This window comes from Cohnella algarum (assembly GCF_016937515.1).
Lineage (GTDB): Bacteria > Bacillota > Bacilli > Paenibacillales > Paenibacillaceae > Cohnella > Cohnella algarum.
In genome coordinates this window covers 41062-57823 of the sequence record NZ_JAFHKM010000002.1, presented here as the reverse complement: position 1 = coordinate 57823, position 16762 = coordinate 41062, and the positions used below count along the sequence as shown (strand labels likewise).

General features: G+C 55.2%; 18 protein-coding genes and 1 pseudogene. 14 read left to right on the top strand and 5 right to left on the bottom strand.

From position 1 onward, the window contains the following. Positions 1 to 443: 443 nt before the first annotated feature. The 5 genes from JW799_RS29890 to JW799_RS29885 form a co-directional block, all read right to left on the bottom strand. Positions 444 to 665 (bottom strand): DUF5348 domain-containing protein, encoded by a 222-nt coding sequence (locus JW799_RS29890; protein ID WP_176220599.1) that lies wholly within the window; start codon positions 663 to 665, stop codon positions 444 to 446. Between the two features lie 116 nt (positions 666 to 781). After that, positions 782 to 1480: an ExeA family protein gene (locus JW799_RS00360; RefSeq protein ID WP_205428197.1), complete on the bottom strand. Its 699-nt coding sequence runs from the start codon at positions 1478 to 1480 to the stop codon at positions 782 to 784. Further along, complete coding sequence (locus JW799_RS00355) at positions 1477 to 1860, bottom strand: Mu transposase C-terminal domain-containing protein (RefSeq protein WP_240353107.1); 384 nt, start codon at positions 1858 to 1860, stop codon at positions 1477 to 1479. The genes JW799_RS00360 and JW799_RS00355 overlap by 4 nt, the downstream gene beginning before the upstream one ends. Continuing rightward, positions 1836 to 2858, bottom strand: coding sequence for a DDE-type integrase/transposase/recombinase (locus JW799_RS00350; protein WP_205428195.1), 1023 nt, complete (start codon positions 2856 to 2858; stop codon positions 1836 to 1838). Before JW799_RS00350 ends, JW799_RS00355 begins: the two co-directional genes overlap by 25 nt. A gap of 172 nt (positions 2859 to 3030) precedes the next feature. Next, on the bottom strand, positions 3031 to 3633 hold the full coding sequence (locus JW799_RS29885; protein ID WP_420830667.1) for a DUF6431 domain-containing protein: 603 nt from the start codon (positions 3631 to 3633) through the stop codon (positions 3031 to 3033). A 190-nt stretch (positions 3634 to 3823) separates the two neighbouring features. On the opposite strand from JW799_RS29885, the pseudogene JW799_RS29880 reads away from it, so the two are divergent. The 14 genes and pseudogenes from JW799_RS29880 to add all read left to right on the top strand — a co-directional run. Beyond that, a pseudogene (locus JW799_RS29880) lies at positions 3824 to 3925 on the top strand (hypothetical protein); the annotation flags it as partial. A gap of 252 nt (positions 3926 to 4177) precedes the next feature. Then, positions 4178 to 5119 carry a Zn-binding domain-containing protein gene (locus JW799_RS00340; RefSeq protein ID WP_205428194.1) on the top strand — a complete coding sequence of 314 codons (942 nt, stop codon included), beginning with the start codon at positions 4178 to 4180 and terminating at the stop codon, positions 5117 to 5119. A 445-nt stretch (positions 5120 to 5564) separates the two neighbouring features. After that, positions 5565 to 5885 (top strand): IS66 family insertion sequence element accessory protein TnpA, encoded by a 321-nt coding sequence (gene tnpA, locus JW799_RS00335; RefSeq protein WP_080836822.1) that lies wholly within the window; start codon positions 5565 to 5567, stop codon positions 5883 to 5885. Continuing rightward, complete coding sequence (gene tnpB / locus JW799_RS00330) at positions 5879 to 6232, top strand: IS66 family insertion sequence element accessory protein TnpB (protein ID WP_028598474.1); 354 nt, start codon at positions 5879 to 5881, stop codon at positions 6230 to 6232. The genes tnpA and tnpB overlap by 7 nt, the downstream gene beginning before the upstream one ends. 71 nt (positions 6233 to 6303) lie before the next feature. Beyond that, a complete protein-coding gene (tnpC, locus tag JW799_RS00325; protein ID WP_420830594.1) occupies positions 6304 to 7878 on the top strand; it encodes an IS66 family transposase in 1575 nt (524 codons plus the stop codon). A gap of 574 nt (positions 7879 to 8452) precedes the next feature. Further along, a complete protein-coding gene (locus tag JW799_RS00320; RefSeq protein WP_205428192.1) occupies positions 8453 to 8893 on the top strand; it encodes a TraX family protein in 441 nt (146 codons plus the stop codon). 2 nt (positions 8894 to 8895) lie between these two features. Further along, a complete protein-coding gene (locus tag JW799_RS00315) occupies positions 8896 to 9114 on the top strand; it encodes a hypothetical protein (protein WP_205428191.1) in 219 nt (72 codons plus the stop codon). Positions 9115 to 9282: 168 nt separating this feature from the next. Beyond that, entirely contained in the window at positions 9283 to 9747 is a 465-nt protein-coding gene (locus tag JW799_RS00310; RefSeq protein WP_080836752.1) for a cupin domain-containing protein, read from the top strand. 221 nt (positions 9748 to 9968) lie between these two features. Continuing rightward, the gene (locus JW799_RS00305; RefSeq protein WP_205428190.1) at positions 9969 to 10742 is read left to right on the top strand and encodes an SDR family NAD(P)-dependent oxidoreductase; all 774 of its coding nucleotides are present in this window, start codon (positions 9969 to 9971) and stop codon (positions 10740 to 10742) included. A gap of 256 nt (positions 10743 to 10998) precedes the next feature. Next, a complete protein-coding gene (locus tag JW799_RS00300) occupies positions 10999 to 12039 on the top strand; it encodes a BMP family lipoprotein (RefSeq protein WP_205428189.1) in 1041 nt (346 codons plus the stop codon). 103 nt (positions 12040 to 12142) lie between these two features. Beyond that, a complete protein-coding gene (locus JW799_RS00295; RefSeq protein WP_080836758.1) occupies positions 12143 to 13672 on the top strand; it encodes an ABC transporter ATP-binding protein in 1530 nt (509 codons plus the stop codon). Next, on the top strand, positions 13672 to 14727 hold the full coding sequence (locus JW799_RS00290) for an ABC transporter permease (RefSeq protein WP_205428188.1): 1056 nt from the start codon (positions 13672 to 13674) through the stop codon (positions 14725 to 14727). Before JW799_RS00295 ends, JW799_RS00290 begins: the two co-directional genes overlap by 1 nt. Next, on the top strand, positions 14717 to 15646 hold the full coding sequence (locus tag JW799_RS00285) for an ABC transporter permease (RefSeq protein ID WP_080836764.1): 930 nt from the start codon (positions 14717 to 14719) through the stop codon (positions 15644 to 15646). The genes JW799_RS00290 and JW799_RS00285 overlap by 11 nt, the downstream gene beginning before the upstream one ends. Beyond that, positions 15646 to 16692 carry an adenosine deaminase gene (gene add / locus JW799_RS00280; protein WP_205428187.1) on the top strand — a complete coding sequence of 349 codons (1047 nt, stop codon included), beginning with the start codon at positions 15646 to 15648 and terminating at the stop codon, positions 16690 to 16692. Before JW799_RS00285 ends, add begins: the two co-directional genes overlap by 1 nt. Positions 16693 to 16762 lie beyond the last annotated feature (70 nt).

Below are 16762 nucleotides of genomic sequence, written 5' to 3'. Positions count from 1 at the left end.
GTTTCTTTATTACTTTGTTTGGGTTTTTCTTATTTTTACAGGACTTATTGCCTATATTGTCGAATTAGCAGCAAGGGGGTTTTATTCCATGAGAACGTATATTCTATGACAACATGTTGTCTAATCAGTATGTTCTAATATGATCAGCAGACATTAGCGATGGAGGGATTAGGAATGGCATTTCTGAAATGTTCCGAATGCACGAGTATGCTGAAGGCGATTCAAATTTCTAATAAGATCAGTCAAGTCGGGGAGCAACGGCTCCTAGAATATTCGCCAACCGGGATCAAATGCTCAGACTGGACTCTGTCATCAGCCACTTTAATTGACGGTAGATTCGGAACCGCCAATGACGGTGGCTTTTTGCTTTCCTCACCGCCGTTTCGGAGACAATTATATTTCGCCTTTGTTTGTCGGCGTAAAAAAACTGCTCCGAAGAGCAGTTAGAACAGCGGTCGGACGCGGTACTTGGCATGTCGGTGGAGCCAGAACTTCGAATTTCCAAACTTCACGTACCAGTCCGTATCGAGCTCAAGGTTGGATGGCAAGAAGTGCTTTCCTACTTGAATCATCACGGCATCACCACAACGTAGCGAGCAAAGCAACTCTTCTCCATCGTACACGTTCCAACGCTCGGTATCTCCATGAAATCGTATCTCATTCATATTTGTCATCCCTCACTGTTCCTTAAATTCAGCTAGGATCCTCGTCACATGGACGGTATCAATCATTTTGTCTTTTCGCAGCACTGCATCCAGAAGCGCAGCGGTGCAGACGTTATTTATCTCTCGGCATATCCCCGAGCATGCGCGTATATGGCGTCCATCGCTTCTGTCGTAAACACCGGCCCTGTACTTCCGGCAACCTCCAATTGGTGGGAGATGTAATCGCGGCACTCCTCGAGCGACAAGCCTTCCAAATGAAAACGCACGTTCATCCGCTGTGTAATCGGCTTGAAGATTCTCAGTTGCAACGTGGCCTGTAGTTCCGGCTGTCCAATGAGCAGCAGGGCAAGCGGCGAAATCGAGTCCATACGAAAATTCGTCAAAAAGCGTATTTCTTGCAGCATGTCTCCTGAAAGCAGGTGCGCTTCATCCACGACAATAACGGCGACCTTCTGCTGGTTCTCGTACAAATCCCATACGAGGTGCTGGAATTGCCGTTTGGCTTCGCTGCGCAGAAACTTGGGCGGCAAGCCGAAGTGGTGGAGGAGTTCACGGTAAAAGTCCCTTGGTTTCAGATTCGCATCCGACAGATAGATAAACCGGTACTTGTTCGGATCCAGTTGGTCTTTCAAGTAGCGAACGGCTGTCGACTTGCCGCAGCCAATTTCACCGGTGACGCAGCCAATCGAGCGAGTCATCACCATATACTGCATCCGTGCTACACATTCTTCGAATCGCTTGGAGCGGTGCAGATGCCGTGTTTCAATCTCCCGGGTGAACGGAACGCGCTCCCACCCGAAGAAACCACGAATCATGAGCGATTCACCTCTTTCATCGCTCGCGAAAGCGCAGCGCCTTGCGCTTCGCGGGTCTGCCGTTTCTGTTCTTCCACCAATAATTCCACATAGTTGAGGCCCGTCTTCGGCGGTTGCATGACGGCCTTCGGTTCATCCTGCTTCGGCCGGTTTTTCGGATCGCGGAGCTTCATTGGCTTCGCGTCTTCATAGCGCTGGCCGTCCTTCCACACCTGGATGACGGACAGGTCGTGCGGATCGAATCGCACCTGAATCTTCGAGCCGGCAAGCTCTGTCTGGACCTCGAATATCGTGCCCAGCAGCGAGATGCATCCCGTTTTGTCCACTTTGCGGGATTCCTCCAGCAAGAATACTTCTATGAGTTCATGCGGCGGCAACATGCGAATCGGGTGGTCGTCTTTTTGGTATCGGTCGACTGGGCGCTGCTTAAAGCTGTGTGGACTTTCTGGTGGTAAGCAATCTCAAGCCACGCCGAGAAGAATCGATTCAAATCGTTAAGCGTCTGGATCTTCCCTTGTTCAATCAGGTCGTATGCCTCCGGCACAAAGCTCTGGTCGACAAATCGGAAGAACTTTTCTTGCTTCCCGCGTCCCATAGGACGTCCGGGGCGAGTATGCTTAAGCTCTGCCCCCAGTCGCCCGCAAATCCGCTCAAAATGGTGTGAAGAATAGATGGCGCCGTTATCGACATAGATCATTTCCGGCACTCCGTTCTTTAAAATCGCCTTCTTCAGGCAATCCTCCAGCCGGGCCACACGTTCCTCGAAATAGAACTGGCCATGCACAACGAAGCGAGAGTAATCGTCAATGAAAATAACCAGATAGGCCATGACCTTCTTGCCGGGCTTGTCCGGATGCGGAAGGTAAAGGGTATGCTGCACATCGCCTTGCCACATGCTATTTCGGTGCGTGGCTTCAAACCGGCGAAAGTGGCTCCACCCCGTATTCAGTAACGCTTTGCGCGTGACGCCGCGGCGGCGAAGCTGCTTGCTAAGCGTGCTTTCTTTCAGGGTGCCGGGGGCCACGAATGCCGCCAGTTCCAGAATCGCAATAATCTGCCTGACGCTTCGGCCGGGTTGCTCCTGCTTTAAGGCAATCGCTTTGGCAAGCACATCCTCGGGGATTTCCCTGGTCGTGAGTTTGTCTGCTCGGACGGAGGGCAACAGCGCCTCCCATCCGCCTTCGCGATACGCTTTTAAATATCGCTCAAGCGTTCGTAGACTAATTCTCCTTCGCTGTCCCGACGACGTTTCATACTCATGGCTTACAATTTCGCGCATCAACGCCATCTGTTCTCCGGGATCCAATTTGCGGCTAACCAGTGATGCAATTAAGCCATAACGGAAGTTGGCTTCTTGCTGCCTTGCTTGCTCATCCATGCTAAATCTCCTCTCCCTGTGGTCTATGAGAGTATCGCATAGACGCTAGAAGCCAGGGAGGGCGCATATTTTGTGGGATCAGGAGGGCAACTTGCCGTCCAGGCGATTTTTAAAGCAATTTTGGAGGCGATTTTCGTTTGCCTTGCTCCTTGGCGGTGGATGCTGAAGGGATTTATAAGCGTGATGCTACAGGTAACCTCGCATTTAGAAACGTCCAATAGCCCCGTCTGGATGCGCCAGCGGGGATGAATCGGGGTAACAGTTTGTCCAGCCAATCCAATGTATCCATTGGCGTTGGGTTCATCATGGCGGGGTAAAGGTGGAGCATATCCGTGTCGTCCCCCTGGGCTACGAGTTTCCCAGCAACCCATAGTGCTGCATCCGCTGCGCGGCGCAGATGTCTTGCCCACCAGCGTTTCAACGTACGGCGGCTATAACGCACGGCAGGAGTTGTTGTGCTTTCTGTCGTCTGCCGCCAAGAGAATCCCTTGTGCTTGCGCTTTAATGCCGCTTCTCGCACCCAAGTCGCATACCGGGCCCATGGAATCAGGAACTCCGGCAGGAGGGAGATTGTTATTCTACAGGTAGGACAATATCGACGGTAGATCGGGATCTGGATGACCTCATGCTTCGTCACAATTCCTCGCCAATAACGACCGTGTTTATGGAGAAGCCGACCGCAGTTTTCACAGCAGAGCTGGACGTCAGGAGATTGATTTCCGAATGTGCGTAAATAAGCCTTGCAAGAAAGGCCGAAATAAAGTATTTTTGACATGATGAAGTGAATGCTCCCGGGGATCCTCGCCAAAGGTTCGGGAGCATTTTCCTTTTTAATCGACAATAGCCTAATCCACCGTCATTGTACAGAAGGGATTAGGCTATTGTCGGCTGTTTATTCGGTTTGGCTCCGCCACACCGAATGGCGAATTCATGCCTTTTTCCCGCCATAAAGTCAGGCGGCGAACATTATTGAGCGGCTCAAGTCCCATGATATTCATGTCATTATTACTACCAATGCCCTTGAAGTCGGGATTGATATCGGTGATTTGAGTCTTGCCGTTCTTGTTGGTTATCCCGGATCGAAAGCGGCTTTCTCCCAACAGATCGGACGCGTTGGCCGCAAAGGCGAGTGTGTTGCCATACTGATCTGGCAGGATGAACCGCTTCAGCAGTATTACATGCGTAACCCGCTTGAATTTATCCATAAAGCTCCCGAGGTAGTTAGGATTAATCCAACAAATTACAAGTTGTTAGCCATGCACATCCCGTTACTAAGAGAAGAGCTCGGGAGAGAAGTCACGAAGGAAGACTTGCAGGACATGTTTCCTGGATTACTCGAAGATTATATTGAGACTGTACTGCATGTAGCTGCAACAGCTAACGATGAGGCGATCGTTGATGACAAGTTTAGTCTTCGATCAATGTCTGGTAAAAATTACAGCGTAACCATTCGGGGACAAAATCAAACGATAGTAGACAGTTTGGATGAGTGGAGTGCTCTTCGTGATTTTTATGAAGGCGCGATCTATTGGACTCCTGGAGAGAAAGGCTATCGGGTAGACTCAATCAATCGCAGAAAAGGTGAAATTATTGTATTACCTATACAGGAACTAACCTACTACACCCAATCTACTTATCGCGATGTCATCGATATTATACAGACCTACCAGAAGCAAAATACCGAAGGAATCGATATAGCTTATGGTGAACTGGAGATCAAGCGAAGCGTCTTCGGTTATAAGAAGGTTTACTTCGGACAGAAGCATGAGTCTGAGCAGGTTCAATTGGATCATCCGTCCGTCACCCGATTCATTCCGGAAGGAATGTGGGTTACACTAACGGATTCTCAATGGAGCCAATTGAAAAATGGCATTCAGGAGTTAGCGGATGAGGGCAGATCCATCGACTTATTGGCTGAAGCTTCCCTTCACGCTGCAGGTCACGCTATGACTTCGGTTATTCCTGACCTCATTATCTGCGACGCTAATGATTTTACAGGGTTTTCGGCGAGCGGGATGACGGCTTTTGCCAATAGACCTGTTATCGGCTTCTATGGCGAGAACGGGTCCGGTCTCGGGACCATCGAAGCGATCTATGAGAAACTTCCGCAAGTGCTTCGAAAGGCTCTTGAACTTATTGAGAGCTGCCCTTGTGCCGAAGGATGTCCTAGCTGCGTGCAGCTCCCAGGTAAAGGGAATATTGAATTGTTCAAACCTGGAGCCAAAATGCTGCTGAAGATTTTGATAGAAGGGATCGATTAAGAATGCCTGTACTCTGTTCCGCTTGCGGAGGCCAAAGACCTTACGGGGACTTCATTCAAATCAGCTATAAGGCGGATCCAAAGGGCTATTACCGTAAGATCCATCAACGGGCAAACGGGATTCGAGTTTCAGAATGGCGCTCCCTTGAACCCGATACGGAGTCCTATATAAACAAACCATCCGGCGTTTATTGTTCACATGATAGACATTCAATCTTGGACGACATGCTGACACCGGAAGAAATGGAATTGCTCACAGACCGAAGACTTCCTGTTCAACATGTATTCGATAGTGAAAAACTCGTCCAGAATTTGCTCGAACTCGGAACTCGTATTCGAAGTGACGTCCACGTGCATCAAAGTAAGCGTCAAACTCTCCCCACCTTCGTTCCTTGCAATAACCGTGAGATAATCCTCCTCATAGTCCAATTGGGGGAGGATTTTTTATGGCCAGAGAAGACGTACAGAAGAAATGGGAAGAACGAATTGCCGCTTTCCGTTCCAGTGGAGAAAAAGCAGCAAGATGGTGCAAAGCCAATCAGGTGGATCGTCGCGGGCTCTATACATGGATGAAGAGACTAAGCGGTTCATCCCCTGCTGCTGTCAAGTCAGCCACCTTCGTCAAAGCTCATATTACTCCCGAGCCGGAAGCCACACCTTCGGCTTGCCTTCGCATCCGAATCGGCGCAGCCGTCATCGAGGTTGACGCCGGGTTCAATCCCGCTTTGCTCCGCGACGTGGTGCAGGCTTTGGAGGTCATATGCTGAGCGAATTAACCAGCCGTCAGGTATTTCTGGCTTGTGGCAGCACGGATTTACGTAAATCCATCGACGGATTGGCTGCTCTTGTCCAAGAGGGGCTCGGACTGAATCCATTCTCTCCATGCTTGTTCGTCTTTTGCAACCGCGAGCGGAACAAGTTAAAGATCTTGTATTGGGAGCACAACGGTTTCTGGCTGTTCTACCGCCGGCTCGAGCGCGGCACGTTCCAGTGGCCCAGGGATCACAGCGATCCGGTCACGGTCACGACCCGCGAGCTCCGCTGGCTGCTGGACGGACTTTCGCTCAGCCAGCGGCAGGCTCACCCGAAAGTGACCGCCGCTACGGTCATTTAGCAATCTATTCCTTACTTAATTCGACATATGTTATGGCAGGCGTTGCTCCCATCCGTGCCGAAGTATACCATATGGAAAATCGAGCGGAATCGCCTCAGATCGAAGAGCTTCGGCAACAAAATGCGAAGCTGGAACAACAAAATATCGAGCTATCGGCCAAGCTCAAGTGGTACGAGGAACAGTTCCGTCTGGCGCAGCAAAAGCGCTTCGGCACTTCCAGCGAGAAGACGAATCCGGACCAGATGGAGCTGAATCTGTTCAACGAAGCCGAAGTGCTGGCCACACCAGCCGGACAAGAGCCACCTACAGAGAAGATCACGTACGAGCGCCGCAAACAGACGGGCAAGCGTGAAGACGACTTCTCCGACCTGCCGGTAGAGACCGTCGTGTACAAACTCGAGGAAGGCGAACAGTCCTGTGCTTGCTGCGGCGGCTCGCTGCATGAGATGACGACTGAGATGCGCAGCGAGATCGCGCTGGTGCCCCCGCAGGTCAAGGTCATGCGGCATATTCGTCAAGTCTATGCTTGCCGCCACTGCGAGCGTCATGAGATCCAGACACCCATCGTCACGGCGCCCATGCCGAGGCCCGTCTATCCCGGAAGCTTGGCTTCGCCGTCCAGCATGGCCTACGTCATGACGCAGAAATATGTGGATGGCTTGCCCCTGTACCGGCAAGAGCAGCAGTTCGCGCGTCTTGGCTATACGTTGTCTCGCCAGACGATGGCGAACTGGATGATGTATGGTGCGGAGCAATGGCTGTCTCCGCTGTTTGCTGCCATGAAGGCGTATCTGCTGCGGCAAGAAGTGCTGCATGCCGACGAGACGACGCTTCAGGTGCTGCGCGAAGAAGGCAAGTCCGCGGAAGCGACGTCCTACCTGTGGCTATATCGGACCGGACGTGATGTGCCGCCGGCAATACTCTACGAATACCAACGGACGCGGGGCGGCGAACATCCGCGCAACTTCCTGTCCGGATTCAAAGGCTATTTGCATGTGGATGGGTACCCTGGGTACCACAAGGTGGCAGACGTGAAGCTCGTCGGTTGTTGGGCACATGCCCGGCGCAAGTACGACGAGGCGCTGAAGGCAGGGCCGCCGGAGATGAGGAAGCTGGGAACCGTTGCAGGACAGGGCCTGGCTTACTGTAACCAGCTGTATGCGATTGAACGGGACCTTGCCGAAGTCTCCGCTGAAGAGCGACAGGCGAAGAGGCAGGAGCAAAGCCTGCCGGTGCTTAACGCCTATCATGGATGGCTGAAGGAGCAACGGTCCAAAACCTTGCCGAAGAGCCTGTCCGGTCAAGCGATCGCCTACAGCTTGAATCAGTGGGATAAGCTTACCGCGTTCCTGTCAGATGGGCGGCTGGAGCTCGACAACAATCGGAGCGAGCGGTCGATCAAACCGTTCGTGATCGGGCGCAAAAACTGGCTGTTCGCCAACACGCCTCGCGGCGCGAAGGCTAGCGCGGTAATCTACAGCGTGATCGAATCGGCCAAGGAGAATGGTCTGCACCCGTTCAACTACTTAAAGTACCTCTTCGAGCAGTTGCCGCAAATCTCTGGACCGCTCGATGCCGACGCGCTCGAACCCTTCATGCCATGGTCGCACGAGCTACCGGCTGAGTGCCGATTAAGTAAAAAGTAACTACAGATTAGTCGAACTGAGCTCCCGCCGCTAGGTGGGGCTATTTGACGCTTACGACGGACTACATGTCGGGTAAGCGGCGGGCTTGATGGCAAGAAGGGGATCAGACGGACTACATGGCGCTTTAGCGGCGGGCTTGACGGCAAGAAGGGGATCAGACGGACTACATGGTGGTTAAGCGGCGGGCTTGACGGCAAGAAGGGGATCAGACGGACTACATGGTGGTTAAGCGGCGGGCTTGACGGCAAGAAGGGGATCAGACGGACTACATGTCGGTTAGGCGGCGGGCTTGACGACAAGAAGGGGATCAGACGGACTACATGGCAGTTAAGCGGCGGGCTTGACGGGCAAGAAGGGGACTGGATGGACTACATGGCGTGTTGGAGTAGGGTTTGGCGGGCTAGAAGGGGATCGGACGGACTACATGTCGGTTAAGCGGCGGGAATGCCGGTAAATATCAATGGCAAAATCCCCAATGGTCAAATCCGCCGCGATTACCGCTCCGTCGAACAATGGTGTAAAATGGCTGTAGCAGGATACGTTCGCCCTACAAGTGCGAGAAGGAGAGACGCCCTTGCAAATTTTGGCCATGTTGACGATGCTGATCGACCATATCGGCTTTATCTTTTTTCCCGATCTGGATTTGCTGCGAGTGATCGGCCGGATCGCGTTTCCGCTGTATGCGTACGGCATTGCGCTCGGCTACCGCCGCACCCGCAACGTGCGCAGATACCTCTTCCGCCTTGCCGCGCTCGCCGGGATATCGCAAATTCCTTACATGATCGCGTTCCAGTGGGAGCGGATCAACGTCATCGGCACGTTCGCGGCGTGTCTGATCGTCATGATGCTTCTGGATCGCTTTAAAGGGAACGGACCGGCCGCCGCGATCGTTGGCCTCGCCGGCGCCGCGCTGCTGGAATGGCTGCCGTTCGAATACGGGGCGTACTGCCTTGCGCTGGTGCTGATGTTCCGCTACGTTCCGCGGGATTACTGGTTGCTCGTCCACGGGGACTGAATGTGGTTTATTTCGTGTACCACGGATGGTGGGTTCAACTTTTCAGCATTATTCCGACGATGCTAGTCGTTCTCGGCGGCAGTTGGCTGGAAAAATGGGACCGAAAACGCGTTCCGCGCTGGCTGTGGCTCTCCTTTTATCCGGGTCATCTGGCGTTGCTCGCGCTGGCGGGTTTTTGGTGGTACGGGGAAGACTACGGCGTTCTGCCCTGGGAACTGTAGCGAGCCTTCCTACGGATGAGCCGTCCGCCCGCGCGCCGCTATTCGTCCGTCCGAACGACAATGGGGATAGGCCTTCTTTTCCTTCGGAATTCAAAGCGGAATTGAACATTGTCCCGAAATTGATTACACTCTATTTAGCAAAAAAACGAACGCAAGGAGAGAAACATCATGACGCAGCAACCGAAATTATCCCCTCTGGTCCAGGCCCTGGATCTTCAGCCCCACGTGGAGGGAGGCTGGTATAGGGAAATGTGGCGCGCATCCGTCGAAATTCCCAAGGACGTGCTCGGTCCCGCCTATTCTTCCGCCCGCGCGGCGGCCAGCTCCGTCTACTTCCTCCTCCACCCCGGCGAGGTTTCCGAGTGGCACACGGTATTGTCCGACGAATTGTGGCTGTTCCACTCCGGCGGCCCGCTGCAACTGACGCTCGGCGGCAAAGGGGACAAGCCGGAGGAGCAGGAACGCATCGTTCTCGGCATGGATATCGCGGCCGGCCAGCGCCCGCAAGCGCTTGTCCCGGCAGGCGCGTGGCAGACGGCGACTCCTCTGACGGACGAGCCCGTATTCGTGACGTGCATCGTCGCTCCCGCCTTCCATTTCGACGATTTCAAACTGATCGACCCGGCAAAATAACGATCGCGTAATAAGGTTGGGATAAGCTGGGAAGATTAGGACCGAAGCTTGAAAAAACGCCGTTTTCCAGCCTCTCTCGATCTATATTGACAGCAAAAAAAGAAAACTGTAAACTTAATTAAATTATAATGTAAGTATATTTGACATGATAGATTTTCAATCGCGTCGGATCGCGAATGCCGGCCGGCAGAATTCATTTTTTCGAATATAAGGGATGACATATGGCAAACACGAACGGCTTGGCGATTCATCGGTTGGTAGGCGGCACCGCGTTGGTTACGGGAGCGGCCAGAGGTTCGGGAAGGGCGATCGCGGAAGCGTTCGTCGCCATGGGAGCCGATGTGCTCGCCATCGATTTGCTCGACATGGAGCCGATCCCCGGAGCGGTTTCGCTGAAATTGGACATTACGGACGAAGCGGCGGTCGAGCGGGCGGTGACGGACGGCTTGAACGGCCGGCCGTTCCAAATCGTGGTCAACAACGCCGGCATTTACAAGCAGTCCCCGTTCGAGGAGCATTCGACGGATCTGCTGAACAAGATCATGAGCGTAAACGTAACGGCCCCGTTCGTGATCATGAGGGCGGCGGCGAATGCGCTGATCGACCGTAAGCTGCCCGGCGCTTTTATCAATTTGTCCAGCATCGGCGGGACGCACGCCCACCGCAATTGCGCGGGCTATTGCGCCTCCAAGGCGGCCGTGCTGGGACTGACCCGGGCGACGGCGCTCGATCTCGCTCCGCACGACATTACGGTCAATTCGATTTGCCCCGGAACCGTCGAGACGGATATGATCGCGCAGGTAGCCCAGGACTTGACCGTCGAGCTTGACACGGACATTGACGGCGCCTGGAAGTACTTATACGGCAAAATTCCGCTCGGGCGGTTCCAGAAGCCGGAGGACGTCGCCTCGATGGCGGTTTTCCTTGCTTCCATGGGGGCTCGCAACGTTACGGGGGCCCAGCTTACGCTGGACGGCGGCGAAACCGCGGTCTGACGTAACGGCTGATGACGGCCGTTGCGCGGTCGCGAAGATAAACGGTCGTTGCGCGGTCGCGATGATAAATGGCCTTAGCGCGGTCGCGATGATAAACGGCCTTAGCGCGGCCATGCGAAGAATAGCGGCACATCCGCGCCAATCGGCGCTGGTGCATATAAAACCCTTAACCGGGGAGGAGAGATATCTAAATGAGCAGCAAACGCAAATTCACCCTCGGCGCATGCCTTATGGCTTTGACGCTCGTCGTCGGCGCATGCGGCGCCGGCAACAACAACAACGCGGGAAGTTCGCCTTCCGCATCCCCGACCGCATCCGGCGCGGCAAGTCCGACCGCTTCGGCATCGGAATCGGCTGCCGCAAGCGACGTCAAGGTCGCGATCGTGTTCGCCACCGGGGGCTTGGCGACAAATCGTTTAACGACAACGGGTATGCCGGCGCCGAAAGAGCAAAAAGCGAGCTCGGCATCGAGTATGATTACGTAGAACCGACGGATATTGCCGAATACGAAGGCTACCATCGCGATTTCGCGAAGGACGGCGAATACGATCTGATCGTCGGCATCGGCTTCGACCAGGTGGACGCCATTTCCAAAGCGGCGGACGAGTTCCCGGATCAGAAGTTCCTGATCATCGACTCGACGGTCGACAAGCCGAACGTCGCTTCCGCCGTCTTCAAAGACCAGGAGGGCGCATTCCTCGCCGGCGCGGTTTCCGCGCAAAAGTCCGAATCCAAAACGATCGGCATCGTCGGCGGCATGGACATCCCGCTCATCAACGCGTTTGTCGCCGGCTTCAAATCCGGCGCGCAATACATCGATCCGAACGTGAACGTGCTGGTGAACTACGTCGGCAGCTGGAACGATTCCAATACGGCCAAGGAAATGGCGATTTCGATGTATGACGGCGGCGCCGACATCGTATACGGAGCAGCCGGCGCCTCGGGCCTGGGCGTATACAACGCCGCCAAGGAGAAGGGAAAATGGGCGGTCGGCGCCGACATGATTCCTTCCCAGGATCCGGATGCCCTGTATCTGACGACCGTCAAACGGGTCGACAACGTCGTCTTTAACCAAATTCAAGCGATCATCGACGGAAGCTGGCAGGCCGGCATTCAAAGCCTCGGCGTCAAGGAAGAAGCCGTAGGCTATTCCGTAGAAGGCGCGACGATCGAAACGCCGCAAGAATTCATCGACAAGGCCGAAGAACTGAAGGCAAAAATCGCGAGCGGCGAGCTTGTCGTTCCGGCCGCCCTCGAAGAAGTCGATCCATTCCTTGCAAACAACAAAAATTCCTGATTTCAGCCACAAGCAAATCCCATAAGCACTACAGAAATAAGGGTATTCTCAAAATACCCTTATTTCTCTTTAACGGAGCTACCAACTTTACGGAGGGGCAGCCATGAACGCGGTGGAGATGACTAAGATAACCAAACGTTTCCCCGGCACCGTCGCGAACGATTCCGTCACCTTCACGATGGAAAAAGGCGAAATTCATAGCCTTCTTGGCGAAAACGGCGCGGGAAAAACGACACTCATGAAAATACTTTACGGCATGTACCAGCCGGACGAAGGACAGATCCGGCTGAACGGGGAACAAACGGTAATCGCCAGCCCCTCCGTTGCCATTCGGAACGGAATTGCCATGGTTCACCAGCATTTTATGCTCGTGGACAATTTGACCGTCGCGGAAAACGTCGTTCTCGGCTACGAGCCGAAGCGAAGCGCGTTTTTCGACATGGGCAAGGCGCTTCAGGAAGTCGAGGCGATTTCGGTCAAGTATGGATTAAAGGTGGATCCGAAGGCAAAAATCGAGGATTTGCCCGTCGGCGCGAAGCAGCGCGTCGAAATTTTGAAGGCTTTGTACCGCAAGGCGGACATTTTGATTCTGGACGAGCCGACGGCGGTGCTGACGCCGCTCGAAGTAGACGATTTGTTCCGCGTGCTTCGGGAGCTTCGGAGCGAAGGCAAGACGATCACCATCATTACGCACAAATTGAAAGAAACGATGGAACTGGCCGATCGCGCGACCATCTTGCGCACCGGAAAACTGATCGGCACCGTGCGCACGTCCGAAACGAATTCGAATCAATTGGCCGAAATGATGGTCGGGCGGAAAGTATCGTTCGACGCGGCGCCGCCGTCGACCTATGAACATCGCGTCCCCTTGCTGTCCGTTAAAGACGGCAACAAAAGCGTTCGCAAAGTTCCGGTGCTGAAGAACTTCAACCTGGAACTGCTCGCCGGGGAAATCGTCGGGCTTGCCGGGGTGGAAGGCAACGGACAGACGGAGCTGATCGAAGCGTTGACGGGCTTAAGCCCGCTCGACAGCGGCACGGTCAAGCTGCGAGACCAGGATGTGACAAAGCGATCCCCTTCCGAGATGATCGAGCTGGGCATCGGACATATTCCGGAGGACCGCAACAAGCTCGGGCTCGTCGGGGACTTTTCCATAAAGGAAAACATCGCGCTCGGTTACCACAACCGCGCCGACTTTCAAAAAAGCCGGGTCATCAAAACCGGTTTTCTCAAAACTTACGCCAATGAAATTCGCTCCAGGTTCAGGATCAAGTCCGAGAGCGTCGAAGCGCCGGTCAAGTCGCTTTCCGGCGGCAACCAGCAGAAGGTCGTCATCGGCCGCGTGCTGTCGCAAAATCCGGACGTGATCATCGCGGCCCAGCCGACGCGCGGGGTCGATATCGGCGCCATCGAGTACATCCACGAACAATTGATCGCCATGCGCGATCAAGGCAAAGCGGTGCTGCTCATCTCGGCCGAACTGGATGAAATCCGCAAGCTAAGCGATAAAATCGCCGTCATTTACGAAGGCTCGATCGTCGCGTTCGACCGTGCGGACGCGTTTGACGAATACGAGCTCGGAGCTTATATGACCGGCGGGACGCATGATCGGCAAGGAGGCAGGAGCAGCTGATGGAACAACGTTCGAACGCATGGCTGAAGACGGGGGCAACGACGTTTCTTTCCATTTTGGCCGCCTTTGTCGTCAGCGGCATCGTCTTGCTGATCGGCGGCCATTCGCCGATCGAGGCGTTCGGCACGATGGCGCAGGGCGCATTCGGCGACGCCGACGCATGGGGCAAGACCCTCGCCAAAACGACGCCGCTTATTTTGACGGGACTTGCGGTCGCGATCGCGTTCAAAGGCGGACTTTTCAATATCGGCGCCGAAGGTCAGCTTTATCTCGGCGGCATGACGGCGGCGCTTGTCGGCGTTTATATGACGGGCGTGCCCGGATTCATCCACGCCTTTATCGCGCTCGCCGCCGGCGGCATCGTCGGCGCCCTGTGGGCCGGCATTGCCGCATACATGAAAGTGAAGTGGAAAGCGCACGAAGTCATCGTAACGATCATGATGAACTACATCGCGACGCTGTTTACCGCGTATCTCGTCAATTATACGTTCAAGGCGGAAGGCATGGTGCCGCGGACGGAAGAGGTGGCCGCTTCCGTTCAATTGCCGACGCTCATTCCGCACAGCCAGCTCACGGTCGGGTTGTTTATCGCGATCGGTTGCGCGCTGTTCCTCTTCTGGTTTATGAAGTACACCGTGCCGGGCTATGAAATCCGCGCGGTCGGGCTCAATCCGGACGCGGCTCGCACGGGCGGCATTTCGATCGGATGGCGCATGATTTTCGCGATGCTGCTCAGCGGCTTTTTCGCGGCGATCGCCGGAGGCGTCGAAGTGCTCGGCGTGCATCACTACTTTTTGCAGGGAATCTCGCCGGGCTACGGATTCGACGGAATTGCCGTCGCCGTCCTGGCCCGAAACAATCCGATCGCCATTTTGTTTTCCGCCTTGCTGTTCGGCGCTCTTCGCGCCGGAGCGACGGGCCTCGACCGGCATACGGACATTCCCGGCGATTTCGTCGTCATGATTCAGGCATTCGTCGTCATTTTCGTCGCGACGCCTTGGCTCGTTCGCAAATACAAATTACGCAAGAAGCGGGTGAATCAACATGGAAGTTAATCTGGACTATTGGATTTCGCTGCTGACCAGCTGCTTGCGAATTGCCGTCCCGATTGCTTTCGCCGCTATCGGCGCCCTGTTGTGCGAACGGGCGGGCATCGTCAACATCGGCATCGAGGGCATGATGCTGACCGGCGCTTTTGCCGGGGTTTACGGTTCCTATATTACGGGCAGCGCCTACGGAGGCCTGCTTATTGCCATGATCGGCGGCGGGCTGGTCGGGTTATTGCATGCGGTGCTTACGATCGCGTTCAAGACGGATCATATTATAAGCGGTCTCGGCATCAATTTGCTGGCGCAGGGTTTGACGGTCGTGCTGCTGATGACGATCTGGGACTCGAAGGGCAAATCGCCGGACGTAGAGGGATTCACCAATTTATCGATTCCCTTGATCAAAGACATTCCGTTTATCGGCCCGATCATCGGCAATATGAACATTCTGTTTTATTTGCTGATCGCCGTCGTCATCGTGACGTGGATCGTGCTGTTCAAGACGGTGTTCGGCCTGAGGGTGCGCGTCATCGGCGAAAATCCGCAAGTCGCGGATACGCTCGGCGTGCACGTGTACAAAATGCAATACATTTGCGTTATCCTGTGCGGCGTTCTGGCGGGAATCGGCGGCGCTTGCCTTTCGATCGGCGACGTGCATTTCTTCAACCGGGACATGGTCGCCGGGCGCGGCTATATCGCGCTGGCCGCCATGATTTTCGGCGGATGGAATCCGGTCGGGGCGTTCGGCAGCAGCATGCTGTTCGGCCTCGCGCAAAGCTTGCAAATTCGTTTGCAGGTGTTCGACATCCCGGTTCAGTTCGTTCAAATGCTGCCCTACATCCTGACGATCGTCGTGCTCGTCGTATACCGCAATCGCAACCGCGCGCCGGCTGCGTCCGGCAAACATTTCCGAAGAGGTGAGACCTGATGCGGACGGAAGAAACGGAACTTTTGCGCAGGCTTCCGAAAACGGATTTGCACATTCATCTGGACGGAAGCTTGAAGCCGTCCACGCTCGTCGAACTGGCGCAGGCGCAGGGGATCGAGCTGCCGGCTTCCGGCGGCGAGGGCATGCGCCCGTACATGACCGTAGGCGACGAATGCGCCAGTCTTGTCGACTACTTGAGCAAGTTCCATTGGGCGTCGAAAGTGCTGCATACCGCGGAAGCCCTTGAGCGGGCGGCGTTCGAGCTGGCGGAGCAAGCGGCGGAACACGGCGTGCGCTATGTCGAGGTACGGCTCGGCCCGCAGCTTCATCGGGAGAAAGGACTTGCGGTCGACGAAGTGCTGCTCGCCGCGGTGCGGGGGCTCGCGCGAGGCGAAGCGGCATTCGGCGTCAAAGGCCGGGTGATCGCCGCCTGCCTGCGCAATCATTCCGTCGCGGCCAACCGCGAGGTGGTCGAGGCCGCTGTTCGGCTGCGCGATCAAGGCGTCGCGGCGGTCGACCTGGCGGGGCCCGAAGCCGGCCATCCGCCCGAGGCGCACCGCGATGCGTTCGCGCCGGCGCTGCAGGCGGGCATGCCGATTACGATTCATGCGGGCGAAGCCGCCGGACCGGAAAGCGTGCGGGGCGCGCTCGAAGCGCTCGGGGCGAACCGCATCGGCCACGGCGTGCGGACGAAGGAGAATCCGGCGCTGCTTGCGCTCGTCCGGGAGCGCAGGGTTCCGCTGGAAATGTGCCCGGTCAGCAACATTCAGACGAAGGCCGCGGCAGACTGGGAGTCGTATCCGATTCGCGATTATTTCGACCAAGGCCTCTTCGTTACCGTCCATACCGACAACATGACCGTCTCGAACACCGACATGACGAAGGAATACGCCGTGCTGATCGACAAGTACGGCTTTACGATGCCGGAAATCGGGCGGCTGATTTTAAACGGCGTGGAGGCGGCTTTTTTGGACGAGACGGAGAAGGCGGAGCTGCGCAAGGAATTTGTCCGGGAGCTTCGGCAGCTCGGAATCGAGGTAGGATAACATACGATCGGATGGTCCAAGGCCGTTTCCCCACTTTGCCGCGGGGGACGGTCTTTTTTAATCGAGTGAT